We start from the raw sequence: 26,045 nt of genomic DNA on the forward strand, positions 1-26,045 counted from the left end.
AATAAAGAAAGGAACCACCCCATGCACAAGAAGACACTGCTGGCCACCCTGATCCTGGGCCTGCTGGCCGGTCAGGCCGTCGCAGCCCCCTATCTGCCGCTCGCCAGCGATCACCGCAACGGCGAAGTGCAGACCGCCAGCAATGCCTGGCTGGAAGTTGATCTCGGCGCCTTCGAGCACAACATCCAGACCCTCAAGGATCGCCTCGGCGACAAGGGGCCGAAGATCTGCGCCATCATGAAGGCGGACGCCTACGGCCACGGTATCGACCTGCTGGTCCCCTCGGTGGTCAAAGCCGGCATCCCCTGCATCGGCATCGCCAGCAACGAAGAGGCCCGTGTGGCGCGCGAGAAGGGCTTCACCGGCCGCCTGATGCGAGTGCGTGCCGCTACCCCGGATGAGGTTGAGCAGGCCCTGCCCTACAAGATGGAAGAGCTGGTTGGCAGCCTGGTGAGTGCCCAGGGCATCGCCGACATCGCCCAGCGCCACCACACCAATATCCCGGTGCACATCGCGCTGAACTCCGCCGGCATGAGCCGCAACGGCATCGATCTGCGTCTGGCTGATTCCAAGGAAGACGCGCTGGCCATGCTCAAGCTCAAGGGGATCACCCCGGTCGGCATCATGACCCACTTCCCGGTGGAGGAGAAAGAGGACGTCAAGATGGGTCTGGCCCAGTTCAAGCTGGACTCCCAGTGGCTGCTGGAAGCGGGCAAGCTGGATCGCAGCAAGATCACCATCCACGCCGCCAACTCCTTCGCCACCCTGGAAGTGCCGGACGCCTACTTCGACATGGTGCGCCCGGGCGGCCTGCTGTACGGTGACTCCATCCCCTCCTACACCGAGTACAAGCGGGTGATGGCGTTCAAGACCCAGGTTGCCTCCGTCAACCACTACCCGGCCGGCAACACCGTCGGTTATGACCGCACCTTCACCCTCAAGCGCGACTCCTGGCTCGCCAACCTGCCGCTGGGCTACTCCGACGGCTATCGCCGGGCGCTGAGCAACAAGGCCTATGTGCTGATCCAGGGCCAGAAGGTGCCGGTGGTGGGCAAGACCTCCATGAACACCATCATGGTGGACGTGACCGATCTGAAGGGGGTCAAACCCGGTGACGAGGTGGTGCTGTTCGGCCGCCAGGGTGAGGCCGAGGTGAAACAGGCGGATCTGGAGGAGTACAACGGCGCCCTGCTGGCGGACATGTACACCATCTGGGGTTACACCAACCCCAAGAAGATCAAACGCTAAGCTACTCTTTGCCATAAAAAAGGGCTCCCGCGGGAGCCCTTTTGCTTGTTTGCCAATTATGCCGTTTTCTTGCGGGTCACCCAGAGGCTCAGCCCCATGGAGGCCAGCAGGATCAGCGCGACCACGCCGAGCGCGATGCCGGTGGGGATCTTGAACACATCCAGCAGCAGCATCTTGACCCCGATGAACATCAGGATCAGCGCCAGGCCGTATTTCAGCAGAGCGAAGCGCTCGGCCACACCAGCCAGCAGGAAGTACATGGCACGCAGACCCATGATGGCGAAGATGTTGGAGGTCAGCACGATGAAGGGATCCGTGGTCACCGCGAAGATGGCCGGGATGCTGTCCACCGCGAAGATGAGATCGCTCACCTCCACCAGCACCAGAATGAGCAGCAGCGGCGTGGCGTAGCGCACCCCATCGCGCCAGACGAAGAAGTTCTCCCCCTCCAGGGTCTCGGTCACCTTGAAGCGGCGACGCATCCAGCCCAGCAGCGGGTTGTTGGCCAGATCGGGCTCCTTGTCGGCCGCCCACAGCATCTTGACCCCGGTCAGCAGCAGGAAGGCGCCAAACAGGTAGAGGATCCAGTGGAACTGCTCGATGAGCCAGCTGCCGGCGAACACCATGCCGGCCCGCATCACGATGGCACCCAGAACCCCGTACAACAGTACCCGGCGCTGCAGCTCGGCCGGAATGGCAAAGTAGCCGAACAGCATCAGCCAGACGAAGACGTTGTCCACCGCCAGTGCCTTCTCGATGAGGTAGCCGGTGAGGAACTCCAGCCCCTTCTGGTTGGCAATCTCACGCCCGGCACTGTGATCCAGCCAGAACCAGATGGCCAGGTTGAACAAGAGCGCCACGCTGATCCAGATGAGGGACCAGATGCCTGCCTCTTTCAGCGACACCTTGTGCGCCTTGCCACCGCCGACAAAGCGGATATCAATCCACAGCAGGACCAGCACTATGCTGAAGAAACCGGTCCACATCCACCATTCACCCATTTTCACTTCTCCCAAAAACGACAAAACCCACGGCCGGGAGGCAGTGGGTTCGCGTCTGGAGCAGATACACCTTGCCTCTCGGCAAGGTCTCACTTACAGCCGATTTTCATCGACTGCCCGGCTGCCGGGTGCACTGCAGGATATGGGTGCACCGTAATGACGACAAACCGGCGAGAAGTTACTCCCCTTGTTGCGCGGATAGTAACAGCGGAAAAAGATAACGCCAAGAGGCATCTTCATGCCGGCTGCAAAAAAACAGGGCGCCACCCGGGCGCCCTGTTTTGCCTGCTCATCCTCAGAGCGGATCTGCCTTGAGGCAGGAGACCGCATGGTCGAAGTTGCCCTCGAGCTGGGGCCGGGTCTTGGCACACTCCGGACCGGCCACCGGACAGCGGGTACGAAACACGCAGCCTGAGGGCGGATTCATCGGCGATGGCAGCTCCCCTTCCAGGATCTGGATGGTCTTGCTGCGCTCCAGATCCGGATCCGGAATGGGCACCGCCGACATCAGCGCCTTGGTATAGGGGTGCAAGGGGTTGGCGAAGATCTCCTTGCCGGTCCCCAGCTCCACCGCATTGCCCAGATACATCACCAGCACCCGATCCGAGATGTGCTTGACCACCGACAGGTCGTGGGCGATGAAGATGAGCGACAGCCCCATCTCCTTCTGGATGGATTTGAGCAGGTTCACCACCTGGGCCTGGATCGACACATCCAGCGCCGACACCGGCTCGTCACAGATGATCATCTTGGGCTCTAGGATCAGCGCCCGGGCGATGCCGATGCGCTGGCACTGGCCACCGGAGAACTCGTGGGGGTAGCGGTTGACCAGGTTGGGCAAGAGCCCCACCTTGCTCATCATGGCGCGCACCTTCTCCTTCACCTCCTCCTTCGGCAGAGCCGGGTAGAAGGTGATGAGGGGCTCGGCGATGATGTCGCCGATGGTCATGCGCGGGTTGAGGGAGGCCAGCGGATCCTGGAAGATCATCTGGATCTCCTTGCGTTTTTCGCGCAGCGCCTTCTGGTCGAGCTTGGTCAGATCATTGCCAAGCCACACCACCTTGCCGTCGGTGGCCGGCACCAGGCCGATCAGCGCCCGAGCAAAGGTGGACTTGCCGCAACCCGACTCCCCCACCACGCCCAGGGTCTCCCCTTCGTAGAGGCGCAGAGTCACCCCGTCCACCGCCTTCAGGGCGGAGGGTTTGGCCCAGGGCCAGGCCTTGTCACTCTTGATGCTGAAGTGGACCTTGAGGTCAGACACTTCCAGCAGCAGTTTCTTGTCAGTCCCCATTTAGTTCACTCCCTTGATAATGGCATCCGATACCCAGTGGCAGGCCCGCTCCCGGCCGTCGTTGAACGGCGTCAGAACTGGAGATTGCCGGCCGCAAATCTCGCTCACCCGATGGCAGCGCTCCTGGAAGGGGCAGCCGGTGGGCAGACGCAGCAGGTTGGGCGGGTTGCCCGGGATGGTGGGCAGCACTTCCCCTTCGGTATCGAGGCGGGGAATGGCGCGCAGCAAGCCTTCGGTATAGGGGTGGCTCGGGCGATAGAAGATGTCGTTGACCTTGCCGTACTCCATGGTACGGCCGGCGTACATCACCAGCACCTTGTCGCAGATGCCGGCCACCACGCCAAGGTCATGGGTGATCATGATGATGGCGGTGTTGAACTCGCGCTTGAGCTCGTTCATCAGGGTCATGATCTGGGCCTGTACCGTCACGTCCAGCGCCGTGGTCGGTTCATCGGCGATGAGCAGTTGCGGCCGGCACAACAGCGCCATGGCGATCATCACCCGCTGGCGCATGCCGCCGGAGAACTCATGCGGATACATCTCCATCCGCTTGCGCGCCTCGGGGATCTTCACCGCATCCAGCATGCGCACCGACTCCTCGAACGCCTCGGCCTTGCTGACCCCCTTGTGCAGCATCAGCACTTCCATCAGCTGATCCTTCACCTTCATGTAGGGGTTGAGCGAGGTCATGGGGTCCTGGAAGATCATGGCGATCTTCTCGGAGCGGATCTTGTTGAGCTTGTGCTCCGGCAGATTGAGGATTTCGTCGCCCTGAAACTTGGCAGACCCTGTGATGATGCCGTTCTTGGCCAGCAGCCCCATGATGGCGAACGCGGTCTGGGACTTGCCCGAACCGGATTCCCCGACGATACCCAGGGTCTCGCCGGCAGAGAGGGAGAAGTTGAGGTCGTTGACCGCCACCACATTGCCGTCTGGGGTCTTGAACTCGACCCGCAGATCTTTTACATCCAGTAACTTCATAAAAACTCCTTATCGATCTTTCGTGACGTTTTCCTGTCGATCCGATGCGCTGTCCGCCCGATTGAGCCGCACTGTGCGGCCCTTCGGCGCGTTGTTCCAACGCTCTTTCGCCGCTTTCTCAGCGATCCTTCGGATCGAGGGCGTCACGCAGACCATCCCCGAGGAAGTTGAAGCAAAACAAGGTCACCACCATGAAGCCGGCGGGGAACAGGAGTTGCCAGATGGCCACTTCCATCGACTTGGAGCCTTCATCCAGCAGGGCGCCCCAGCTGGTCATGGGCTCTTGCACCCCCAGCCCCAGGAAGCTCAGGAAGGATTCGAACATGATCATGCCCGGCACCAGCAGGGTGGCGTAGACCGCCACTATTCCCAGCACGTTGGGCACGATGTGACGGGTGATGATCTTCCACTTGGAGACGCCGCAGACATGGGCCGCCTCGATGAACTCCTTGCTCTTGAGGCTCAGGGTCTGACCACGGACGATCCGCGCCATGTCGAGCCAGCTCACCGCACCGATGGCGATGAAGATGAGCGCCAGGTTGCGGCCGAAGAAGGTCACCAGCATGATCACGAAGAACATGAAGGGGAAGGCGTTGAGGATCTCCAGTACCCGCATCATCAGGCTGTCGACCCGACCGCCGATGAAACCGGATGCCGCGCCATACAGGGTGCCGATGATGACGGCCACCATGGCCCCCATGATGCCGACCATCAGCGAGATGCGCCCGCCAAGCAGGGTGCGCACGAACAGATCGCGCCCCAGGCTGTCGGTGCCGAACCAGTGGCCGGTCTCCATGTCGGGGCCGGTCTGCATGGCGCCCCAGTCAGGATCGTCGAAGGTGTACTGGGACAGATGGGGCCCCACTATTACCGCCAGGCCGATGATGGAGAGAATGATAAGGCTGGTCAGGGCCGCCTTGTTGCGCAGGAAACGGCGACGGGCATCCTTCCACAGGGAGCGTCCTTCCACCACTTCCACTTTCTGGGCGAACGCCTCGATGGCTTCGCGTTTTTCAGTTGTGACAACCATGATGTACTCCCGACTTAGTAACGGATCTTGGGATCGATAAAGGCATAGAGAATATCGACCACGGCGTTAAAGGTGATGGTGAGGGCGCCGACCAGAATGGTCAGACCGAGCACCATGGAGTAATCACGGTTGAGGGCACCGTTGACGAACAGCTGGCCAATCCCCGGCAGACCGAAGATGGTCTCGATCACCACGGAACCCGTGATGATGCCGACGAAGGCCGGGCCCAGGTAGGAGACCACCGGCAGCATGGCCGGGCGCAGCGCGTGTTTCAGGATGATGTGGCGCAGCGGCAGTCCCTTGGCGCGGGCGGTACGGATGAAGTTGGAGTTCATGGTCTCGATCATGCTGCCCCGCATGATCCGCGAGATGGCGGAGATGTAATACATCATCATGCCGAACACAGGCAGCACCATGAACTGCACGCCACCACCCTGCCAGCCACCGGCCGGGAACCAGCCCAGATGGATACTGAAGAACAGCACCAGCAGGGGCGCCAGCACAAAGCCCGGGATCACCACCCCGGCCATGGCCGACGACATCAACAGGTAGTCGATGACGGTATTCTGTTTGAGGGCGGCAATGGTGCCGAAGGTGACCCCCAGCGTCACCGCAAACAGAAAGGCGAAGGAGCCTATCTTGGCGGAAACCGGCAGTGCCTGGCTCACCAGATCATTGACGGTGAAGTCCTTGTACTTGAAGGAAGGACCGAGATCCCCCTGCACCAGGTTGCCCAGATAGGTGAGATATTGCACCCCGATCGGCTTGTCGAGGCCATATTTGGCTTCGATGTTGGCCATCACTTCGGGTGGCAGGGTGCGTTCGCTGCTGAAGGGGTTACCCGGCGCGAAACGCATCATGAAGAAGGAGACGGTGATCAAGACCAGCAGAGTCGGGATCGCTTCCAGTAGACGTTTAAAAATGAATTTCAACATAGACAATTCCTGTCCTGTACTGCTTCCAAAGGGTCGCGGTTGTAATAAAGGCCCGCCGTCTGGCGGGCCCTGCTTGTTATGCGACTTGTAACGAAAATCAGTGGGCGATGATGTACATGTCTTTGCTGTACAGGTTGTCCAGCGGGTTGGCCGGATAGCCGCCCACGTAGGGCTTGACCATACGGGAAGTCACGTACTGATAGATGGGGGCAATCGGCATGTCCTTGGCCAGGATCTCTTCAGCCTGGACGTAGAGCTTGTTGCGCGCCTCGGCATCCACCTGGTTGCGCGACTCGTTCATCAGCTTGTCGAACGCCAGGTTGGAGTATTTGCCGTCGTTGTTGCCGTGGGTGGTCTGCATCAGATCCAGCATGGAGGAGGCTTCGTTGTAGTCGGCGATCCAGCCGGCACGGCCCACGTCAAACTGACCCTGTTTCTTGGTCTCCAGATAGGTTTTCCACTCCTGGTTGACCAGGCTCACCTGCACGCCCAGCTTCTTCCACATGGAGGCCACGGCAACCGCCACCTTCTTGTGGTTGTCGTCGGTGTTGTAGAGCAGCTCGAACTTGAGCGGTTTGCCCGGGCCGAAACCGGCTTCGGTCAGCAGCTCTTTCGCCTTGGCATCACGCTCTGCCTGGGTCAGCTTGGACCAGGCCGGCGCCACCGGCTTGAAGCCATCCACGAAATCAGGGACCAGGGTGTAGCCCGGGGTTTCCCCCTTGCCCATCACCTTGTCGGCGATCACGTTGCGGTCGATGGCATAGGAGAGCGCGGTACGCACCCGTACGTCATCAAACGGCTTCTTCTTGAAGTTGTACTGGTAGTAGTAGGTACCGACGTAGCCGCTCACCTTCACCTCGTTCGGCAGATCCTTCTTCATCTGCTTGAAACGCTCGATGGGCATGTTGTAGGTGAGATCCACTTCGCCGGCCAGATAGCGGTTCAGCTCGGCGTTGGTGGACTGGATCGGCAGATAGGTCACCTTGTTGATGACGGTATTGGAGTCGTTCCAGTAGTTTTTGTTGCGCTCGACGTCGACGCGCTCGTTGACCACCCAATCCTTCAGCACATAGGCGCCGTTGGATACCATGTTGCCGGGCTGGGTCCACTTGTCACCGAACTTCTCGATCACCTTCTTCGGTACCGGGTAGGTGGTGGTGTGGGAGAGCATGCTGACGAAGTAAGGCACCGCCTTCTCCAGCTGCACCTCGAAGGTGTAGTCGTCCACCGCCTTCACGCCCAGCGTATCTGACGGCTTCTTGCCGGCAATGATGTCGGAGGCGTTGACGATGGTCGGGATCTCCAGATACCAGGAGTAGGGAGATGCGGTTTTCGGATCGACGGCCCGTTTGAAGGCATATTCGAAGTCGTGGGCAGTGACCGGATCACCGTTGGACCACTTGGCGTTTTTACGCAGGTGGAAGACGAAGTGTTTGTTGTCCTTGGTTTCCCAGGACTCGGCCATGGCGGGGAGCACTTCACCCTTGGGGCCGGAGGAGACGAGACCTTCGAACAGGTCACGCAGAATATTGGATTCAACCGTTCCTTCGGTTTTATGCGGGTCGAGAGTTGCGGGCTCGGAGCCGTTGCCTTTCACCAGCTGCTGAACCTCAGCCAGCTTGGTACCTGCGGGCACATCGGCGGCTTGTGCCGCGTTGACACCGCCAAACAGAGCTGCCACCAATAGGGTATTAATCATTGTTTTTTTATGAGTCATTTCCATACTCCACAAGAACATTCCATGCATTTTTCCATCAACGAGATAAGTACCCCGCTGCCAGCATAATTCCCTGACATTTCTGATAATGCAATAGATATCGTCAGGCAGGACTGGACTTCATGGTCAAAAAAGCAGCTTTTGACCAATTATTCAGAATTTAAATATCCCATGATGGACGTTTTTTATACAAACCCGCTCGATTCTAGGAAATGACCAACAAAAAAGAAACAATAAAAAGCCGGTCACAAGGACCGGCTCCAACAAAACAGACCTGAATCACATCAATCCGGGGAAGACCCCCTTGATCCCCGCCACCATGATCTCGATGCCCAGCGACATCATGATGAGACCCATTATCCGGGTCACCACGTTGATGCCGGTGTTGCCCATCACCTTGAACAGCAGGGGGGCGGCGCGGAATATCAGCCAGGAGCAGAAGGCAAACACCATCACCACCAGCGACATGCCCAGCATCTGGGACCAGGTGCTCTGGCTGGCGTAGACGATGGAAGAGGAGATGGCACCGGGGCCCGCCATCAACGGCAGCGCCAGCGGCACCACAGCGACAGATTCCCGCGCGGCCAGTTCCCCTTTCTCCTGTTTGTTGTGCTTCACCTCCCCCAGCTTGCCCTGCAGCATGGACCAGGCGATCAGGGTGATGAGCGAGCCGCCGGCGATGCGAAAGGAGGCCAGCGAGATGCCAAACCCGTCCAGGATCAGTTGCCCCATGGACATGGAGACCAGCAGGATGATCATCACCGCAATGTTGGCGGTGGTGTTGGTCTTCATCCGCTCTTCCGGCGTCTGATGGCTGGTCAGGCTGACGAACACCGGCAGCAAGCCGAGCGGGTTGATGATCGCAAACAAACCGATGAAAAACTTCAGATATAAAGAGACGTCAATCGCTGCCATAGGCGCCATCCAGAAGTAGTACGAGGCCCTGTGGGCCACCCCGATAAACCGAGCGTAAATTTACATCATGCCCGAAACCTTCACCAATCAAATAATCTCACCCTTTCCGTGGCTTTTCAGTTAGTTCCTCTAATGCATCGACAAAATTCGACAGATTGAGTTGTTAATAAAGATTGTCGCGATTTAACACTCTGATAAAATCGCTTCGAGTTTTATCTGGCCATGGAGTTTGGCCGCAACATTTCATCTCAGCAAACAAGGATTTCGTGATGATTGATACGGACATCGAGTTGCAGTGGCACCTGGATGCACTGCCCGCAGGCACCCTGAACCCATTGCTTAGCTTCTTCGGGCGACTGCCGGTTGATCCCTACATTCAGGGCAGCTTTCGCCAGCGCCGCTACGGCCGGGTGGAGAAGGAGGGCTCCCGCTTTCAGCCCCTCGACAACGGCGTCTTCTTTCAGGCGGCCGCCATCAACAAGTTTCTGGGGGATGTGCCCAGAACCTATGCCGAGCTGGAGCCTGCCTTCGTCGCTCACCCCTCCTTTATACAGCTGCTGAAACTGTTCGCCCGCCACACCCGGCTGGAAGACGGTCAGGCCATCGGCATTCACCAGATGCGCATCGTCACCGGCGAAGGGGAGAGCGTCCCGCCCGCGCCGGAGGGGGTGCACCAGGATGGCTTTGACTTCATCGGGGTCTTCTTCTGCGGCAGTGAAGGGGTCAGCGGCGGCGCCTTGCAGCTCTATCATGGATTAAAAGAACAACCATTTTTCCAACAACAATTAAACGTCGGTGAGTATCTGATCCTGGATGATCGCCGTTTCTATCACAATGCCGCCCCCATTCTGCCCCTGGGCCCGGACCGGGGACATTGGGACGTGATCGTGCTAACTGCTTGAAAAATGGTGCGTGAACCCCTGTTCACGCACCATTCATCCCACCTCTGGCTCACTAAACAACCGCGCAACATCTGGCAAACATGTATTGTGAAACAAAATTTCTTTTGTTCTTTTGTTACACATGATCCAGATCAAGTTTTTCTGAGTCAGCCCCGCTCTATAATCGACTCAGAAAGCGATTTAGTAAGGCATGTAAATACCCCGTTGTGGTGATTCTGTTCTTGACAGGGCATCTATAATTGCCGGGCATTGCCAAGGTCTTACTAAACAGTTTTCAAATCATCAGGAGATAAACATGGCAGTAACCAATTTGGCTGAACTGGATGCACTGGTTGCCCGCGTCAAAGAAGCGCAGCGTGAATTCGCCAGCTTCTCGCAAGAGCAGGTAGACAAGATCTTCCGTGCCGCCGCCCTGGCCGCCAACAACGCCCGTATCCCCCTGGCCCAGATGGCCGTGGAAGAGTCCGGTATGGGTATCATCGAAGACAAGGTTATCAAGAACCACTTCGCCTCCGAATACATCTACAACAAGTACAAAGAAGAGAAGACCTGCGGCATCCTCAGCGAAGATGACGAGATGGGTACCATCACCATCGCCGAGCCGGTAGGCATCATCTGCGGTATCGTACCGACCACCAACCCGACCTCCACCGCGATCTTCAAGTCCCTGATCTCTCTGAAGACCCGCAACGCCATCATCTTCTCCCCGCACCCCCGCGCCAAGAACTCCACCAATACCGCAGCCAAGCTGGTACTGGATGCAGCCATTGCCGCCGGTGCCCCGAAAGACATCATCGGCTGGATTGACCAACCCTCTGTTGAGCTCTCCAACGCCCTGATGAAGCACAACGACATCAACCTGATCCTGGCCACCGGTGGCCCGGGCATGGTGAAGGCCGCCTACTCCTCCGGCAAACCCGCCATCGGTGTAGGTGCCGGTAACGTACCGGTCGTCATCGACGAAACCGCCGATGTGAAGCGTGCCGTCGCCTCCATCCTGATGTCCAAGACCTTCGACAACGGCGTGGTCTGTGCCTCCGAGCAAGCCGCCATCGTGGTCGACTCCGTCTACGACCAGGTGAAAGAGCGTTTCGCCACTCACAATGGTTATGTGCTGTCCAAGGAAGAAGCCGACAAGGTCCGCAAGGTCATCCTGATCAACGGCGCCATGAACGCCAACATCGTGGGCCAGCCTGCGGTCAAGATCGCTGAAATGTCTGGCGTCACCGTGCCTGCCAACACCAAGATCCTGATCGGTGAAGGCGTGAAGATCTGTGAAGAGGAAGAGTTCGCTCACGAGAAGCTCTCCCCGACCCTGGGTCTGTTCCGTGCCAAGAACTTCGAAGAAGCCGTCGAGATGGCCTGCGACATGGTCAACCTGGGTGGTATCGGCCACACCTCCGGTCTCTATACCGACCAGGATCGCAACGCCGACCGCATCAAGTACTTCGGCGACAAGATGAAGACTGCCCGTATTCTGATCAACACCCCGACCACTCAGGGTGGTATCGGTGACCTGTACAACTTCGCGATGGCACCGTCTCTGACGCTGGGCTGCGGCTCCTGGGGTGGCAACTCCATCTCCGAAAACGTGGGTCCCAAGCACCTGATCAACAAGAAGACAGTCGCAAAACGGGCAGAAAACATGCTGTGGCACAAACTTCCGAAATCCATCTACTTCCGTCGTGGCTCCCTGCCGATCGCCCTGGGCGACCTGGAAGGTAAGAAACGCGCCATGATCGTGACCGACCGCTTCCTGTTCAACAACGGCTACGCCGACGAAGTGGTTCGTCTGCTCAAGGGCCTGAAGATGGAAGTGGAAGTGTTCTACGAAGTCGAAGCCGACCCGACCCTGTCCGTGGTGCGCAAGGGTGCCGAAATGGCCAACTCCTTCAAGCCGGACGTGATCGTCGCCCTGGGCGGTGGTTCACCGATGGATGCGGCCAAGATCATGTGGGTGATGTACGAGCACCCGAACACCGCGTTCGAAGATCTGGCCATGCGCTTCATGGACATCCGCAAGCGTATCTACAAGTTCCCGAAAATGGGCGTGAAGGCCGAACTGGTCTGCATCACCACCACGTCCGGTACCGGTTCTGAAGTGACCCCGTTTGCGGTCGTGACCGACGACGCCACCGGCGTGAAATACCCGCTGGCCGACTACGAGCTGACCCCGAACATGGCCATCGTCGACGCCAACCTGGTGATGGGCATGCCCAAGTCCCTGTGCGCCTTCGGTGGTATCGATGCCGTGACCCACGCCATGGAAGCCTATGTTTCCGTGCTGGCCAACGAGTACTCCGACGGTCAGGCACTGCAAGCCCTGAAACTGCTGAAGGACTACCTGCCCTCCAGCTACCTGAACGGTGCCAACGACCCGATCGCTCGTGAGAAGGTACACAACGCGGCCACCATCGCCGGTATCGCGTTCGCCAACGCCTTCCTGGGTGTGTGCCACTCCATGGCCCACAAGCTGGGTGCCGAGTTCCACATCCCGCACGGCCTGGCCAACGCCCTGCTGATCAGCAACGTCATCCGCTACAACGCGAACGACAACCCAACCAAGCAGACCGCGTTCTCCCAGTACGACCGTCCGCAGGCTCGTCGTCGCTACGCCGAAGTGGCCGACCACCTGGGTCTGACCGCCGCCGGTGACCGTACCGCCGCCAAGATCGAGAAGCTTCTGGTATGGCTGGACGAGCTGAAGGCGACCCTGGGTATCCCGGCCTCCATCCGTGAAGCCGGCGTCGCCGAGGCCGACTTCCTGGCCAAGGTTGACCAGCTGGCCGTGGAAGCCTTCGATGACCAGTGCACCGGCGCCAACCCGCGCTACCCGCTGATCAGCGAGCTGAAAGCCATCCTGCTGGACACCTACTACGGCCGTCCGTTCACCGAGGAGGCCCAGGTTGCCGCCAAGGTTGATGCCAAAGTAGAAGGCAAGAAGAAGTCCAAAGCCTGATAAGCTGAGTCGACTCGAGAGCCCGCGCACATGCGCGGGCTTTTTTGTTTGTCTATCTGCTTAATTTTGCTAGCTTGTTCATAGGCATTCATGAAATGCGAGCGAGCGTATGGCGCTGATACAGGCATCCATAGAACAGTTGCGGGTCGGTCACTATATCCATCTTCCCACGGGATGGACCAATCACCCTTTTATGTTCAATGCCTTCAAGATCAAGGATCAACAGCAACTCGACATCATCCGCCACCTTGACCTCAATCTGCTGATGGTCGACCCCGACAAGAGCGACCTCCCTCTCGAGCCCCTGTTGCGTGGCGATATTCCGAGCCCAGGCCCCGATCTCTCCGTTGTCGAAGAGCCGGAGGATAGCGGCCCTCCCCCGTTTGACGAGAAGGCATTTCGCCGCTCCCTGCGCGCCGCCGACAAGGCCTTCGGCCAGTCCATGTCCGAGCTGCGCGATGCCCTGGGCGCCCTCAACCTCAAGCCGGACGAAGGGCTTGCCAACACGGCGCAGATAGTGCGCAACGCCGCCGCCCGCATCAGCGCCCACGAGGGCCCCCTCGGGCTGCACCTCATTCGCAGCCCCCATACCGACATCCTGCTGCAGCACAGCCTGAACGTGGCCTTCATCGCCATGTTGATGGCACGGGAGCTGGGCATGACTCCCATCGAGATCGAGGAGACCGGCCTGGCCGGGCTGGTGCACGACATTGGCGAGCTGAAGATCCCGACCCAGATCACCCAGAAGCGGGGGGAACTCAACAAGTCGGAGCAGAACTTCCTCAAGATGCACCCCCAGTACGGACTGGAGATGCTGACCCAGTTGCAGGCCTTCGAGCCCAAGATCCGTCAGGTGGCCCACCTGCATCACGAGCGGCTCGACGGCAGTGGCTTTCCCCTTGGCATCAAGGGGGGGGAGATCCCGCCGCTGGCACGGATCATCGGGTTGGTGGATTACTATGACGAGCTGCTGCACCCGCGCAACAGCGCGACACCGGCGGCGCCGAGCCAGGCCATCAGCCAGCTCTACAAGCTGTCGCAAAAGAAATTCGACCAGGATCTGGTCAAGCTGCTGATCAAGGTACTGGGGGTCTATCCGCCGGGCTCGCTGGTGCAGCTCTCCGACGACTCGGTAGCTCTGGTGCTCTCCACCGAACCCACCATGCCCCTCAAGCCCAAGGTGTTGCCCTACATCAAGGCACAACGACCGGAAGGAGTGGCCATGGTCGACCTGCGGGAGGATGAGCGCACCATCAAATCCTTTCTCAAGCAGGAAGATCTGGACGAAGGGCAGCGGCTGTTTTTCAACCTGACCCGACGCTTCTGTTACTATTTTGCATTCTGAGTTATCCCCAGAAGCTGGGGATAACTCATTGGACAAACCTGAATAATTGCCCGATTACCCTCAAAATGGTTTGCCACGTCCCCTGGATAAAAAACGCCCGACCTGCTGGTCGGGCGGAGCATGCCACCTCCGTGTGGCGTATCCAACGGATACATTCATGCTCAATTCAGCAATATCAATCCTTGGGCAATTACACAAATATCAATTTAACATGCTGATTTGATATGGTTTTATTCCGCGTTTCTGGCACACTTCGCCGGCGTTATGGCCAGAATGGCCCACAGAACAAGATCCTGATCACATTTATTCAAGACTGCCGCTTTTTTCGGCACGGACTCTGAGGAACGTTTTTTATGCAGTTGGTCCTCTCCCTGCTTCAACAGATGAGCGTCAGTCTGGTCATCGCCTACCTCTTTTCCAAGAGTCCGCTGCTGCGCCCACTGACCAACTATTCGGTCAGGCTGCCCCACAAGGTACTGATCTACCTCATTTTCTCCTGCTTCTGCATTCTGGGTACCTATGTGGGGCTGGATATCGACGACGCCATCGCCAATACCCGCGCCGTGGGCGCCGTGCTGGGGGGGCTGCTGGGGGGCCCGCTGGTGGGATTTCTGGTGGGACTGACCGGCGGGATACACCGTTATACCCTGGGGGGGTTCACCGATCTCGCCTGCGCCATCTCCACCACCTGCGAAGGCTTGCTGGGCGGGCTGGTGCACTGGCGACTGATGCGGGCAGGCAAGATGGATGCGCTGTTCGAGCCACGCATCGCCTTCTTCACCACCCTCTACGCCGAGATCATGCAGATGGTGATCATCCTGCTGGTGGCCAGCCCGTTCGACAAATCCCTGCTGCTGGTGCGCACCATCGCCACCCCCATGATCCTCGCCAACTCCTGCGGTGCGGCCCTCTTCATCAGCATGATCCGCGACCAGCAGCGGATGTACGAGAAGTTCTCCCGGGTCTTCTCCGCCAAGGCGCTCACCATCGCCAACCGCACCGTGGGGATCATGAGCCAGGGCTTTACCCCCGAGGCCAGCACCCGCATCGCCCAGATAGTGCAGGAGGAGACCGGGGTCGGCGCCGTCGCCATCACGGATACCGACAAGATCCTCGCCTTCATCGGCATCGGCGAGGATCACCACAAGCCGGGGACCCCCATCACCTCCGCCATCACCATGCAGGCCATCGCCCAGAACAAGGTGCTGTTTGCCGACGGCAACAGCCAGCCCTACCGCTGCAGCATCTCGCCCCAGTGCCAGCTCGGCTCTGTGCTGGTGATCCCGCTGCACGGCGACGAGGGGGTGATCGGCACCATCAAGCTCTATGAACCCAAGAAGCGGCTGTTTCTCAAGATCAACCACACCCTGGGGGAAGGGATCGCCAACCTGCTCTCCCAGCAGCTGCTGACCGGCCGGCTGGAGCAGCAGCAGCGGCTGCTGGTGCAGTCCGAGCTCAAGCTGGTGCAGGCCCAGATCAACCCCCATTTTCTGTTCAACACCCTCAACACCATCAGTGCCATCACCCGGCGCGAGCCCGAGCGGGCGCGCCAGCTGCTGCTCCACCTCTCCCTGTTCTTTCGCAAGAACCTCAAGCGCCAGAGCGGGCTGGCCACCCTGCAGGAGGAGCAGGAGCACTGCCAATCCTATCTGGAGATCGAGCTGGCCCGCTTTGGCGACCGGCTGACGGTGCAAAACGACATCCCGCCCGACCTCGCCGGCCTCAAGCTGCCGAGCTTCACTCTGCAGCCACTGATTGAAAATGCCATCAAGCACGGCATCTCCACCCTGCTGGAGCAGGGGCGCATTCGCCTCTACACCGAGCAGACGACGGATCGGGTTACCATTCACGTCGAAGACAATGCCGGCACCTGGCAGGAGAAACCGGCCGGTGACGGGCTCGGCATGACCCTGGTGGATCGGCGCCTCAAGAGCGCTTTTGGCAACCGTTATGGCCTGAGCGTCAGCTGCGAGCCCGACTGCTGGACCCGGGTCTCCGTCACCCTGCCCAGGGAGGCGTCATGATCCGGCCGTTGCACCAAGCCAGCTTTGTCCCCCAGCCACGCAGGAGAACCCCATGATCCGCACCCTCATCGTCGATGACGAGCCGTATGCCCGCGAGGAGCTGATGCAGCAGCTGGCCGCCGAGTCCGATATCGAGCTGCTGGGGACGGCCGCCAACGCCATCGAGGCGCTGCCGCTCATTCAGCGGCTCAGACCCGACGTGGTGTTTCTCGACATCCAGATGCCAAAGCTGAGCGGCATGGAACTGGTGGCCATGCTCGATCCCCTGCCCCGCATCGTCTTCGTCACCGCGTTTGACGACTACGCCATCCAGGCGTTCGAGGAGAACGCCTTCGACTACCTGCTCAAGCCGGTGGAGCCGGCCCGCCTCGCCAAGACGCTGGCGCGGCTGAGACAGGATCTCAGCCCGCAGCCCATGACGGCGATCGCCCCCGCCATTCGCCACATTCCGGGCTACCTGCACAACCGGGTGCGGCTGCTGCCCATCGAACAGGTGGAGTACGCCTTCTCCGATCTCGGCGGCGTGCACGTCGCCAGCCAGGGTGAGCTGTTCCACACCCAGCTCACCCTCAAATCGCTGGAAGAGAAGACCCCGCTGCTGCGCTGCCACCGCCAGTATCTGGTGGCCCCGACCGCCATCTTTGAAATCCGGCTGCTGGAGAATCAGCTGGCGGAGATAGTGACCCCGAGCGGTGCCCAGGTACCGGTCAGCCGCCGCTACCTGAAGGAGTTGAAGGAGCAGCTCGGGCTGGAGTGAGCCGCGTGGTGTGAGCCGGATCACGAGCGCCAACCACTCGGGTCGCCATACGGCCGCTCGCCCTTTTTTACCTGCCGTTAACAGTGCAAGCCCCTACACTGGCCGCGCACACCAAAAAATAACAAAGCAGGAGCGTAGCAATGATCTGGTTCTTCCTCTGTGTCGGCTTACTTGTGGCCGGCTACTTCGTATACGGCAAATTCATCGAGCGGATATTCGGGCCAAAACCCGAGCTGAAAACCCCCGCCATCACCATGGCGGACGGGGTGGACTATGTCCCCATGTCGGACAAGAAAGTCTACCTGGTGCAGCTGCTCAACATCGCCGGCGTCGGCCCCATCTTCGGCCCCATCCTGGGTGCCCTCTACGGCCCGGTCGCCATGCTCTGGATCGTCTTCGGCTGCATCTTCGCCGGCGCGGTTCACGACTACTTCTCCGGCATGCTGTCGGTACGCGCCAAGGGCGCCTCTGTACCGACCGTGGTTGGTGAGCACCTGGGCACCGCCGCCAAGCACTTCATGAACCTGTTTGCCGTGGTGCTGTTGATGCTGGTGGGCGTGGTGTTCGTGCTGAGCCCGGCGGGCCTCTTGGCCAACCTCACCTCCACCGACCTGGTCTACTGGATTGTGGCCATCTTCGCCTACTACATCTTGGCGACCATAGTCCCCATCGACAAGATCATCGGCCGCTTCTACCCCATCTTCGGCGCCCTGCTGGTGTTCATGTCGGTCGGCCTCATCATTGGCCTCATCGTCTCCGGCAAAGGCTTCTACAACACAGGGATGGACTTCTCCAACCTGCACCCGACCGAGCTGCCGCTCTGGCCGCTGCTGTTCATCACCATCGCCTGCGGCGCCGTGTCCGGTTTTCACGCCACCCAGTCCCCGCTGATGGCGCGCTGCATGCAGAACGAGAAATCCGGCCGCTTCATCTTCTACGGAGCCATGATCGGTGAAGGCATCATCGCCCTCATCTGGTGCACCCTGGGGCTCTCCTTCTACGACAGCACAGAAGCGCTCAACGCCACCCTGGCGAGCGGCGGCCCCTCCGCCGTGGTACACGAGGTCTCCACCAGCCTGCTCGGCACCGTTGGCGGCATCCTGGCCATCCTCGGTGTGGTGATCCTGCCCATCACCTCCGGTGACACCGCGTTTCGCAGCGCCCGCCTCATCGTGGCGGACTTCCTCAACCTGACCCAAAAGCCGATGGCCAAGCGACTGCTCATCGCAATCCCCATGTTCATCCTCGGTTTCATCATCTCCAAGGCCGAATTCGGGGTGATCTGGCGCTACTTCGGCTGGGCCAACCAGACCACCGCCGTGATGATGCTGTGGGCCGCCGCCGCCTACCTCGCCAAAGAGGGCAAGCTGCACTGGGTCTGCACCCTGCCGGCCATGTTCATGACCGCCGTGGTGTTCACCTATCTGGCCAACGCCCCCATCGGGTTCGGGCTGGAGATGGGCGTCTCCACCCTCATCGGTCTTGCCAGCACCCTGGTGGTGACCGTCGCCTTCCTGATGAAGTTCAGACCCGCCCTGATCGGCAAGGCCAGCGAAAGCTGATCCACGCCAAACATGTCAGAAAAGGAGCCATAAAGGCTCCTTTTTTTGCTGCTAATTTCCCCTCACTGATGCCATACTCCCTGCGTAAGTCCTTGTCATGGATACGACTTTATGGACTCGCCCCAATAATACCGTCATCTATCTTGACGATTTCGAAGCCACTTAAGCTTCAGTACAACAAGATTGCTTAAGATTTCGGGCCCAACAGGATGGAAACCCGGTTGCTGGTTGTGTTGCAGAACCCGGGATCCAATGACAATGCTGTGCGTCACGCCGGTGGAGGCATAAATGACACTCGATTATTTTGCTCTTGGTCTGCTTTTTTTTGTGGGTTTGGTCATCTTTTACGGGGTCATCGTCATTCACGACATTCCCTATGAAATAGCCAAGCATCGTCAGCATCCCCATCAGGATGCCATTCACGTGGCCGGCTGGGTCAGCCTGTTTACCCTGCACGTGCTGTGGCCCTTCCTCTGGATCTGGGCGACCCTCTACCGGGAGGATCGGGGCTGGGGCTTTACCCAGCGTATCGAGCGCGACGAGAAGCATCTCGCCGAGCTCAAGGATGAGGTCGCCGCCCTGCGCAGCCGCCTCGATCAGCTGACCCAAGAGAAGGAGTGATCATGGATCTCTTGCTGGTACTCACCTACACCGCCATCTGTGTAGCTGTCTTCAAAATCTTCCGCATCCCACTCAACAAGTGGACCGTGCCCACCGCCGTGCTCGGCGGCGTGCTGCTCATCGGCACCCTCATCATGCTGATGAACTACAACCACCCCTACTCCGAGATGGCGCGCAACTACTACGTCTCCACCCCCATCGTTCCCCTGGTCAAGGGCCGGGTCAGCGAGGTCGCGGTCAAGCCGGACCAGAAGGTGAAGAAGGGTGACGTGCTGTTTCGTATCGACGACGAGCCGTTCCGCCAGCGCGCCGCGAGCCTGGAGGCCAGGGTCAGCTCCAACGAGGAGCACCTCAAATCCATCGAGGCGCGCATGCGCTCGGCCAAGCTCGACCGGGATCGCGCCGCCGAACTGATGCGCCGCGGCATCGGCAAGCAACGTGATCTGGACGTGACCCAGGCCAATGTCGACGATCTGGTCGCCCAGCTCGATCAGCAACAAGCCACCCTGGACGATGTACGGGCCCAGCTGCGCGAAGCCAAGTATCAGCTCGACCAGACCGTGGTCTATGCCCCGAGCGACGGCCATGTGGTACAGCTGGCCCTGCGCCCGGGCATGATCGCCACTCCCTTCATGTATCGCCCTGTGATGACCTTCATCCACGAGGACGACAATGCCTACGTCGGCTGGTTCTGGCAAAACAGCATGCAGCGCCTGGCGGTAGGGGACGAGGCCGAAGTGGTGATCGACGGCATCCCCGGCAAGATCTTCAAGGGTGAAGTAGAAGCAGTGATCCCCGCCATCGCCTCGGGCAACGTGCAGGCCAATGCCGCACTGATCGACCAGAGTTCGGCGGTGATCCCCGGCCGCCTGCCGGTGCGCATCAAGATCACCGACCCGCGCTGGCAGGAGTATCAGGTGATAGCCGGCTCCAGCGGTCAGGCTGCCATCTACACCAAGCATTTCCATCACGTGGCCATCATGCGCAAGGTACTGCTGCGCATGGCCAGCTGGATGAACTACATCTTCCCCTTCCACTAAGCCGCAACGACGCAGCCAGCGGGCCGGCACCATGCCGGCCCGCTGTTTTTTGGCGCCAAGTTCCCTATAATGGCGCCACCCTGCTCCGCCCCTCGTCGATGTACCCAGCCTGCATGTTCGTTCTCAGACCCTACCAGACCGACGCCGTCAACGCCGTCATCAGCCACTTTCGCAAACACCCGGATCCCGCCGTGGTGGTGCTGCCCACCGGGGCCGGCAAGAGTCTGGTGATCGCCGAGCTGGCCCGCAAGGCGCATGGTCGGGTGCTGGTGCTGGCTCACGTCAAGGAGCTGGTGGAGCAGAACCACGCCAAGTACGAAGCCTGGGGGCTCAAGGCCGACATCTTCGCCGCCGGGCTCAATCGCAAGGAGGCGGGTGCCCAGGTGGTGTTCGGCTCGGTGCAGTCGGTGGCGCGCAATCTGGACGCCTTCGACGGCGCTTTTTCGCTGCTCATCATCGACGAGTGCCACCGGGTCTCGCTCGATGATGACAGCCAGTACCATCAGGTGTTAGGCCACCTCAAGGCCGCCAACCCGGCCCTCAAGATCCTCGGCCTCACCGCCACCCCCTATCGGCTCGGTCTGGGCTGGATCTACCGGCGCCACTACCACGGTATGGTCAAGAGCCACGGCGAGCGGCTGTTCGGCGACTGCGTGTTCGAGCTGCCGCTGCGCTTCATGGTCAAGAACGGCTACCTGACGCCGCCGCGCATGGTGGATGCCCCCATCGTCCACTACGACTTCAGCCGGCTGGTACCGCGGGAGAATGGCCTCTTCAGCGAGGCGGATCTCAACGGCGAGCTCAAGCGTCAGGAGCGGGTCACCCCCCATATCCTGAGCCAGGTACTGGAGTATGCCCGCGAACGGCAGGGGGTGATGATCTTCGCCGCCACCGTCGAGCATGCCCGGGAAATTCACGGCCTGCTGGGTGCCAGAGGGGAGCAGGCGGCCCTCATCACAGGTGACACCCCGGGGCCGGAGCGCGATGCCCTCATCAGCGCCTTCAAGGCGCGCAAGCTCAAATTTCTGGTCAACGTGGCGGTGCTCACCACCGGCTTCGATGCCCCCCACGTCGACCTCATCGTGATGCTGCGCCCCACCGAGTCGGTCTCCCTCTACCAGCAGATCGTGGGCAGGGGCCTGCGCCTGTCGCCCGGCAAGACCGATTGTCTGGTGCTCGACTATGCGGGCAACAACTTCAACCTGTTTGCTCCCGAAGTGGGGGAGCCCAGGCCCCATGCCGGCACCGAGCCGGTGCAGGTGCCCTGCCCCGCCTGCGGCTTTGCCAACACCTTCTGGGGCAAGACCGACGAGGATGGCAAGGTGATCGAGCACTACGGCCGCCGCTGTCAGGGGCTGTTTGAAGATGACGAGGGCAACCGCGAGGAGTGCGACTACCGCTTTCGCGCCAAGATCTGCCCCGCCTGCGGCAGTGAAAACGACATCGCCGCCCGCCGTTGCCAGAGCTGCGATCAGTTGCTGGTGGACCCTGACGACAAGCTCAAGGAGGCGCTCAATCTCAAGGACTGCATGGTGATCCGCTGCGCAGGGCTGACCTTGACGGCCGGGCGCGGCAAACAGGGGGAGCGGCTGGAGGTGGTCTATCACGACGAGGATGGTCTCACCCTCAATGAGTACTTCGGATTTCACTCGGCAGGCGCACGGCGCTTGTTTCAACAGCACTTTGTGCGTCATCATTGGCCCGCCCCGGGGCTGGAGCCCGAATTTGCCACCCTGGCGAGCGTGCTGGCGGCAGAAAGCCAGTTTCGCTACCCCGATTTTGTCATCGCCCGCAAGTCAGGGCGCTTCTGGCAGATCAAAGAGAAGATTTTTGATTATGACGGCCGCTATCGCACCGCCAATTCACTGGCGTGATGGCGACCGGCATAAGGCGTATGAATTGCGTTGCCACGGCCGAACAGGCATCGGCGGGTACAACAAGGTTTGAGTTATTAGGGCCGGCCCACTGCCGGGCCCCTTCGTCACGTTAGAGGATGTTATGCAGCGGCTGTTGATTGGTTTTTGTGCTCTCTTTTCCCTGGCGGCCCAGGCCGCCCCGCTGACGCCCCCCCAGGGGGGCCAGTACGCCATCGTGGTGCAGGGCAACAACGGCATCGAGTTTGCCCGCCATGCGGATCAGATGATCGCCCCCGCCTCCACCATGAAGGTGCTCACCGCGCTGGCGGCCCGTCTCGAGCTCGGCGCCGACTTCCGCTTCGCCACCGACATCCAGGCCCAGCCTGGCGCCAAGCAGGGCAGCGTCATCAACGGCGATATCTGGATCAACTTCGTCGGTGACCCCACCCTGTCACGGATGGATCTGCTGGCCCTGTTCAAACAGCTCGGGGTCAACCAGATCAAGGGCAACGTCTACGTCAACACCGGCGCCTACAACGGCTACGAGCGCGGCAACGGCTGGTCCTGGGGGGATCAGACCCTCTGCTTCGCCGCGCCCGTCTCCTCGGTCATCATCGACAAGAACTGCGCCTACGCCACCATCACCGCCACCCAGATCGGCAAGCCGGCGGTGGGCAACGTGGCCACCGGGGTCCCTATCGGGGTCGGTGCCGACAACGTGGAGGTGATGAGCTATGGCGACATGGCGCGCCAGTTCTGTGCGCTGGAAGTGGACATGGCCAAGGGCAACTTCTACGAGCTCAAGGGCTGCATCACCCCGAACAAGGAGCCCCAGGGGCTGCGTTTCGCCATCCACGACGTGGAAGCCTGGGGCTGGGACAACATCCGCTGGGCCATGGACCGGGCCGGCATCAAGCATGACGGCCTGCTGCGCGTTACCCACAAGTCGCCGGACAATGCCGAGACCCTGGGTACCCACTACTCGGTCTCCCTGCCGGTGATGCTGGCCAAGATGTTGAAGAAATCGGACAACCTCTACGCCGATACCTTCCTCAAGACCGTCGGTCGTCACTACTACAACAAGCCGGGCAGCTATCGCAGCGGCACCATGGCGGTGCGCGCCATCCTGACCAAGCACGGCATCGATCTGGGCAACGCCACCCTGGCCGACGGCTCGGGCCTCTCCGCCCACAACCTCATCAGCGCCCGCCAGATGCTGTCGGTGCTGAACTTCATCCAGAAAAATGACGCGGAGCTCGGTCTCATCAAGCTGCTGCCAAGCTCCCAGGTGGACGGCACCCTGGCCTGGCGGCGCAGCGTCACCGCCCCCATGATGAAGAACAAGGTGCACGCCAAGACCGGCACCATCACCGGCACCTCCAACCTGGTGGGCTTCATCGACACCGCCGGCGGCCAGCGCAAGGCGTTCGTGATGTTCCAGCGCGGCCTGTCGCAGGATCCGGCTACCCACGAGCGTTACCGCGCCAGCAAGGCCCCCTGGCCCTGGACCGTGTTCGAGAAAGGGGTGCTGGAGAGCATCTACCAGCAGCAGCCGATCCAGATCGCCGATGAGGGGTGATCCGCTGCGAGGTGAGTGACGATGACGGCCGGCGCAGTGCGCCTTATCGAAGATGGCGAACGGCCGTATCGACAATTTCCACTTTGACTAGCCACGAGGCGGGGCTATCCTGTGCCCAGCCTCAAATGAATGGAGAGAGAACATGTTTGCAGTGATTTTTGGTCGTCCCGGTTGCCCCTATTGTGTCCGTGCCAAGCAGATTGCCGAGCAACTGGTCGAACAGCGTGACGATTTCAAATTCCGCTACGTGGACATCCACGCCGAGGGCATCACCAAGGAAGATCTGGCCAAGAGCGCCGGCAAGCCGGTCAATACCGTGCCGCAAATCTTCCTGGACGAACAGCACATCGGTGGCTGCACCGATTTCGAAGCCTATGCCAAAGAGAACCTGGGTCTCTACCAGTAAGCTCACGTTGTAAAAAAGGCGCCATCAGGCGCCTTTTTTCATGGTCGTTCCCCAGCGTCACTCCGCCACCGGGCTGAAGCGGCTCACCACCTGACCCTGATGCTCGATCCACTCCATGAACATGACCATGGGACGGGCATAGACGGCGCCATCCTGCTCCGATTGATAGACCACCAACTGCTCCCCGGTCTCGGTGTGCAGGGCCAGGGTCAGCACCTGATAATAACCACCCTTGAAGTGACGATAACGACCGGCAGCGGGGGCTTGCATGATGACTTCTCCATGGTGTGGGTACGGGGTCCGGACAGGCCTGGCAGCGCGCGTCAGCTCCTGTTTTTGGCCGCCGTGGGCAAAAAGAACGGCATTTTTCACGCAAGCCAATCGTGCCAGCGAGCGTGAATATTTCAACACAGTCGGGTAGCTTTGTTAATGAGCCCCTCATCTTTCACTGGATAACCTTGGTTAACACAAACGATCGTGCTGAATTTAACGTTTTAGCAACCCTGTTTCAGGGCTAAAAATCAGGGAATTCTACTAAAAAGAGGATTGTTCTAGCATTCAATTCTGTGAAGAATAGGGGCAGAGAAATTTGATACTAAAAACAGCTTTTCTGCCAACGCGCCCCACGGGGAAGGAATCACGCTCACATGTTCACCATCGACAAGTCGCACAAGCTCGACGATGTCTGCTATGACATCCGCGGCCCGGTGCATAAAGAAGCCCGCCGTCTCGAGGACGAAGGGCACCGCATCATCAAGCTCAACATCGGCAATCCGGCACCGTTTGGCTTCGAAGCACCGGAGGAGATCATCAAGGATGTGATCCTCAATATGCCCCAGAGCCAGGGCTACTGCGACTCCAAGGGGCTCTTCTCGGCCCGCAAGGCGGTGATGCAGTATTACCAGCAGAAAGGGATGCGCAAGGTCGACATCGACGACATCTACATCGGCAACGGCGCGAGCGAGCTCATCGTGATGGCGATGCAGGCGCTGCTCAACAACGGCGACGAGATGCTGGTGCCCTCCCCCGACTACCCGCTCTGGACCGCCGCCGTCACCCTCTCCGGTGGCCATGCGGTGCACTACCGCTGCGACGAAGGGGCCGACTGGTATCCGGATCTCGATGACATCCGCGCCCGCATCACCCCGCGCACCCGCGGCCTGGTGCTGATCAACCCCAACAACCCGACCGGCGCCGTCTACGGCAGCGAGTTCCTGCTGGAGGTGATCGAGATCGCCCGCCAGCACAACCTCATCATCTTCGCCGACGAGATCTACGACAAGATCCTCTACGACGACATCGCCCACACCAGCGTTTGTACCCTGTGTGACGATGTCATGGTGGTGACCTTCAACGGCCTCTCCAAGGCCTACCGCGCCTGCGGCTTCCGCCAGGGCTGGATGGTCATCACCGGACCAAAGGGCCGTGCCAAGGGCTATATCGAAGGGCTGGAGATGCTGGCCTCCATGCGGCTCTGTGCCAACGTGCCCATGCAGCACGCCATCCAGACCGCCCTGGGTGGCTACCAGAGCATCAACGAGCTGATCCTGCCGGGCGGGCGCCTGCGCCGCCAGCGTGACAAGGCCTGGGAGCTTTTGAACGAGATCCCCGGGGTCTCCTGCGTCAAGCCCAAGGGGGCGCTCTACATGTTCCCGCGCCTCGATCCCAAGGTGTATGACATTCGCGACGACCAGAAGATGGTGTTCGACCTGCTGCAGCAGGAGAAGCTCTTGCTGGTGCAGGGCACCGGCTTCAACTGGCCGGCGCCGGATCACTTCCGGCTGGTGTTCCTGCCCCGGGAAGAGGAGCTGGAAGAGGCCATCGGCCGCCTCGCCCGCTTCCTCAAGGGTTACAAGCAGTAACCGCAACGCGGCGT

Annotated in this window: 21 protein-coding genes; 13 read left to right on the forward strand and 8 right to left on the reverse strand. The window is 60.2% G+C overall.

All coding sequences use genetic code 11. From position 1 onward, the window contains the following. Positions 1-21: 21 nt before the first annotated feature. Positions 22-1,248: an alanine racemase gene (gene alr, locus I6L33_RS17650; protein WP_005302179.1), complete on the forward strand. Its 1,227-nt coding sequence runs from the start codon at positions 22-24 to the stop codon at positions 1,246-1,248. A gap of 56 nt (positions 1,249-1,304) precedes the next feature. Here the strand turns inward: alr and I6L33_RS17655 are convergent, their stop codons facing one another. From I6L33_RS17655 to I6L33_RS17685, 7 genes are all read right to left on the reverse strand, one after another. After that, positions 1,305-2,249, reverse strand: a complete 945-nt coding sequence (locus tag I6L33_RS17655; RefSeq protein WP_025201519.1) for a TerC family protein — start codon at positions 2,247-2,249, stop codon at positions 1,305-1,307. Positions 2,250-2,544: 295 nt separating this feature from the next. Continuing rightward, positions 2,545-3,540, reverse strand: coding sequence for a murein tripeptide/oligopeptide ABC transporter ATP binding protein OppF (gene oppF / locus I6L33_RS17660; protein ID WP_005302185.1), 996 nt, complete (start codon positions 3,538-3,540; stop codon positions 2,545-2,547). Next, on the reverse strand, positions 3,541-4,521 hold the full coding sequence (locus tag I6L33_RS17665; protein ID WP_025201518.1) for an ABC transporter ATP-binding protein: 981 nt from the start codon (positions 4,519-4,521) through the stop codon (positions 3,541-3,543). It lies immediately after the preceding gene. Positions 4,522-4,639: 118 nt separating this feature from the next. Continuing rightward, the gene (gene oppC, locus I6L33_RS17670; protein ID WP_005302192.1) at positions 4,640-5,551 is read right to left on the reverse strand and encodes an oligopeptide ABC transporter permease OppC; all 912 of its coding nucleotides are present in this window, start codon (positions 5,549-5,551) and stop codon (positions 4,640-4,642) included. A gap of 14 nt (positions 5,552-5,565) precedes the next feature. Continuing rightward, positions 5,566-6,486 carry an oligopeptide ABC transporter permease OppB gene (oppB, locus tag I6L33_RS17675; protein WP_005302198.1) on the reverse strand — a complete coding sequence of 307 codons (921 nt, stop codon included), beginning with the start codon at positions 6,484-6,486 and terminating at the stop codon, positions 5,566-5,568. 97 nt (positions 6,487-6,583) lie between these two features. Next, positions 6,584-8,203 (reverse strand): ABC transporter substrate-binding protein, encoded by a 1,620-nt coding sequence (locus I6L33_RS17680; RefSeq protein WP_201989375.1) that lies wholly within the window; start codon positions 8,201-8,203, stop codon positions 6,584-6,586. 279 nt (positions 8,204-8,482) lie between these two features. Continuing rightward, positions 8,483-9,118, reverse strand: a complete 636-nt coding sequence (locus tag I6L33_RS17685) for a YchE family NAAT transporter (RefSeq protein ID WP_005302204.1) — start codon at positions 9,116-9,118, stop codon at positions 8,483-8,485. 269 nt (positions 9,119-9,387) lie between these two features. Between I6L33_RS17685 and I6L33_RS17690 the strand changes: the two genes are divergently transcribed. The 11 genes from I6L33_RS17690 (at position 9,388) to I6L33_RS17740 (ending at position 24,169) form a co-directional block, all read left to right on the forward strand. After that, positions 9,388-10,020, forward strand: a complete 633-nt coding sequence (locus I6L33_RS17690) for a 2OG-Fe dioxygenase family protein (protein WP_043169558.1) — start codon at positions 9,388-9,390, stop codon at positions 10,018-10,020. Between the two features lie 295 nt (positions 10,021-10,315). Beyond that, positions 10,316-12,979 (forward strand): bifunctional acetaldehyde-CoA/alcohol dehydrogenase, encoded by a 2,664-nt coding sequence (gene adhE, locus I6L33_RS17695; RefSeq protein WP_005302211.1) that lies wholly within the window; start codon positions 10,316-10,318, stop codon positions 12,977-12,979. A 109-nt stretch (positions 12,980-13,088) separates the two neighbouring features. Beyond that, entirely contained in the window at positions 13,089-14,324 is a 1,236-nt protein-coding gene (locus tag I6L33_RS17700) for an HD-GYP domain-containing protein (protein ID WP_042050674.1), read from the forward strand. Positions 14,325-14,677: 353 nt separating this feature from the next. Beyond that, positions 14,678-16,348, forward strand: a complete 1,671-nt coding sequence (locus I6L33_RS17705; protein ID WP_017782973.1) for a sensor histidine kinase — start codon at positions 14,678-14,680, stop codon at positions 16,346-16,348. A 52-nt stretch (positions 16,349-16,400) separates the two neighbouring features. After that, positions 16,401-17,105, forward strand: a complete 705-nt coding sequence (gene btsR, locus I6L33_RS17710; protein ID WP_216973028.1) for a two-component system response regulator BtsR — start codon at positions 16,401-16,403, stop codon at positions 17,103-17,105. A 140-nt stretch (positions 17,106-17,245) separates the two neighbouring features. Next, on the forward strand, positions 17,246-18,667 hold the full coding sequence (locus I6L33_RS17715; protein WP_005302222.1) for a carbon starvation protein A: 1,422 nt from the start codon (positions 17,246-17,248) through the stop codon (positions 18,665-18,667). Between the two features lie 288 nt (positions 18,668-18,955). Continuing rightward, positions 18,956-19,288 carry a DUF3302 domain-containing protein gene (locus I6L33_RS17720; protein WP_005302225.1) on the forward strand — a complete coding sequence of 111 codons (333 nt, stop codon included), beginning with the start codon at positions 18,956-18,958 and terminating at the stop codon, positions 19,286-19,288. A gap of 2 nt (positions 19,289-19,290) precedes the next feature. Then, entirely contained in the window at positions 19,291-20,328 is a 1,038-nt protein-coding gene (locus I6L33_RS17725) for an HlyD family secretion protein (RefSeq protein WP_005302227.1), read from the forward strand. A gap of 113 nt (positions 20,329-20,441) precedes the next feature. After that, positions 20,442-22,202, forward strand: a complete 1,761-nt coding sequence (locus I6L33_RS17730; protein ID WP_216973029.1) for a DEAD/DEAH box helicase — start codon at positions 20,442-20,444, stop codon at positions 22,200-22,202. A 124-nt stretch (positions 22,203-22,326) separates the two neighbouring features. After that, positions 22,327-23,763, forward strand: coding sequence for a D-alanyl-D-alanine carboxypeptidase/D-alanyl-D-alanine-endopeptidase (dacB, locus tag I6L33_RS17735; RefSeq protein WP_126881612.1), 1,437 nt, complete (start codon positions 22,327-22,329; stop codon positions 23,761-23,763). 142 nt (positions 23,764-23,905) lie between these two features. Next, on the forward strand, positions 23,906-24,169 hold the full coding sequence (locus I6L33_RS17740; protein ID WP_010633640.1) for a GrxA family glutaredoxin: 264 nt from the start codon (positions 23,906-23,908) through the stop codon (positions 24,167-24,169). A gap of 57 nt (positions 24,170-24,226) precedes the next feature. On the opposite strand, the gene I6L33_RS17745 is transcribed toward I6L33_RS17740, so the two are convergent. Then, positions 24,227-24,439, reverse strand: coding sequence for a DUF1653 domain-containing protein (locus tag I6L33_RS17745; RefSeq protein WP_065017984.1), 213 nt, complete (start codon positions 24,437-24,439; stop codon positions 24,227-24,229). Positions 24,440-24,816: 377 nt separating this feature from the next. Here I6L33_RS17745 and I6L33_RS17750 point away from each other — a divergent pair, with 377 nt between their 5' ends. Beyond that, the gene (locus I6L33_RS17750) at positions 24,817-26,031 is read left to right on the forward strand and encodes a pyridoxal phosphate-dependent aminotransferase (RefSeq protein WP_126881611.1); all 1,215 of its coding nucleotides are present in this window, start codon (positions 24,817-24,819) and stop codon (positions 26,029-26,031) included. The last annotated feature ends 14 nt before the right edge of the window (positions 26,032-26,045 follow it).

Source organism: Aeromonas sp. FDAARGOS 1403 (genome assembly GCF_019047325.1).
GTDB lineage: Bacteria > Pseudomonadota > Gammaproteobacteria > Enterobacterales > Aeromonadaceae > Aeromonas > Aeromonas dhakensis.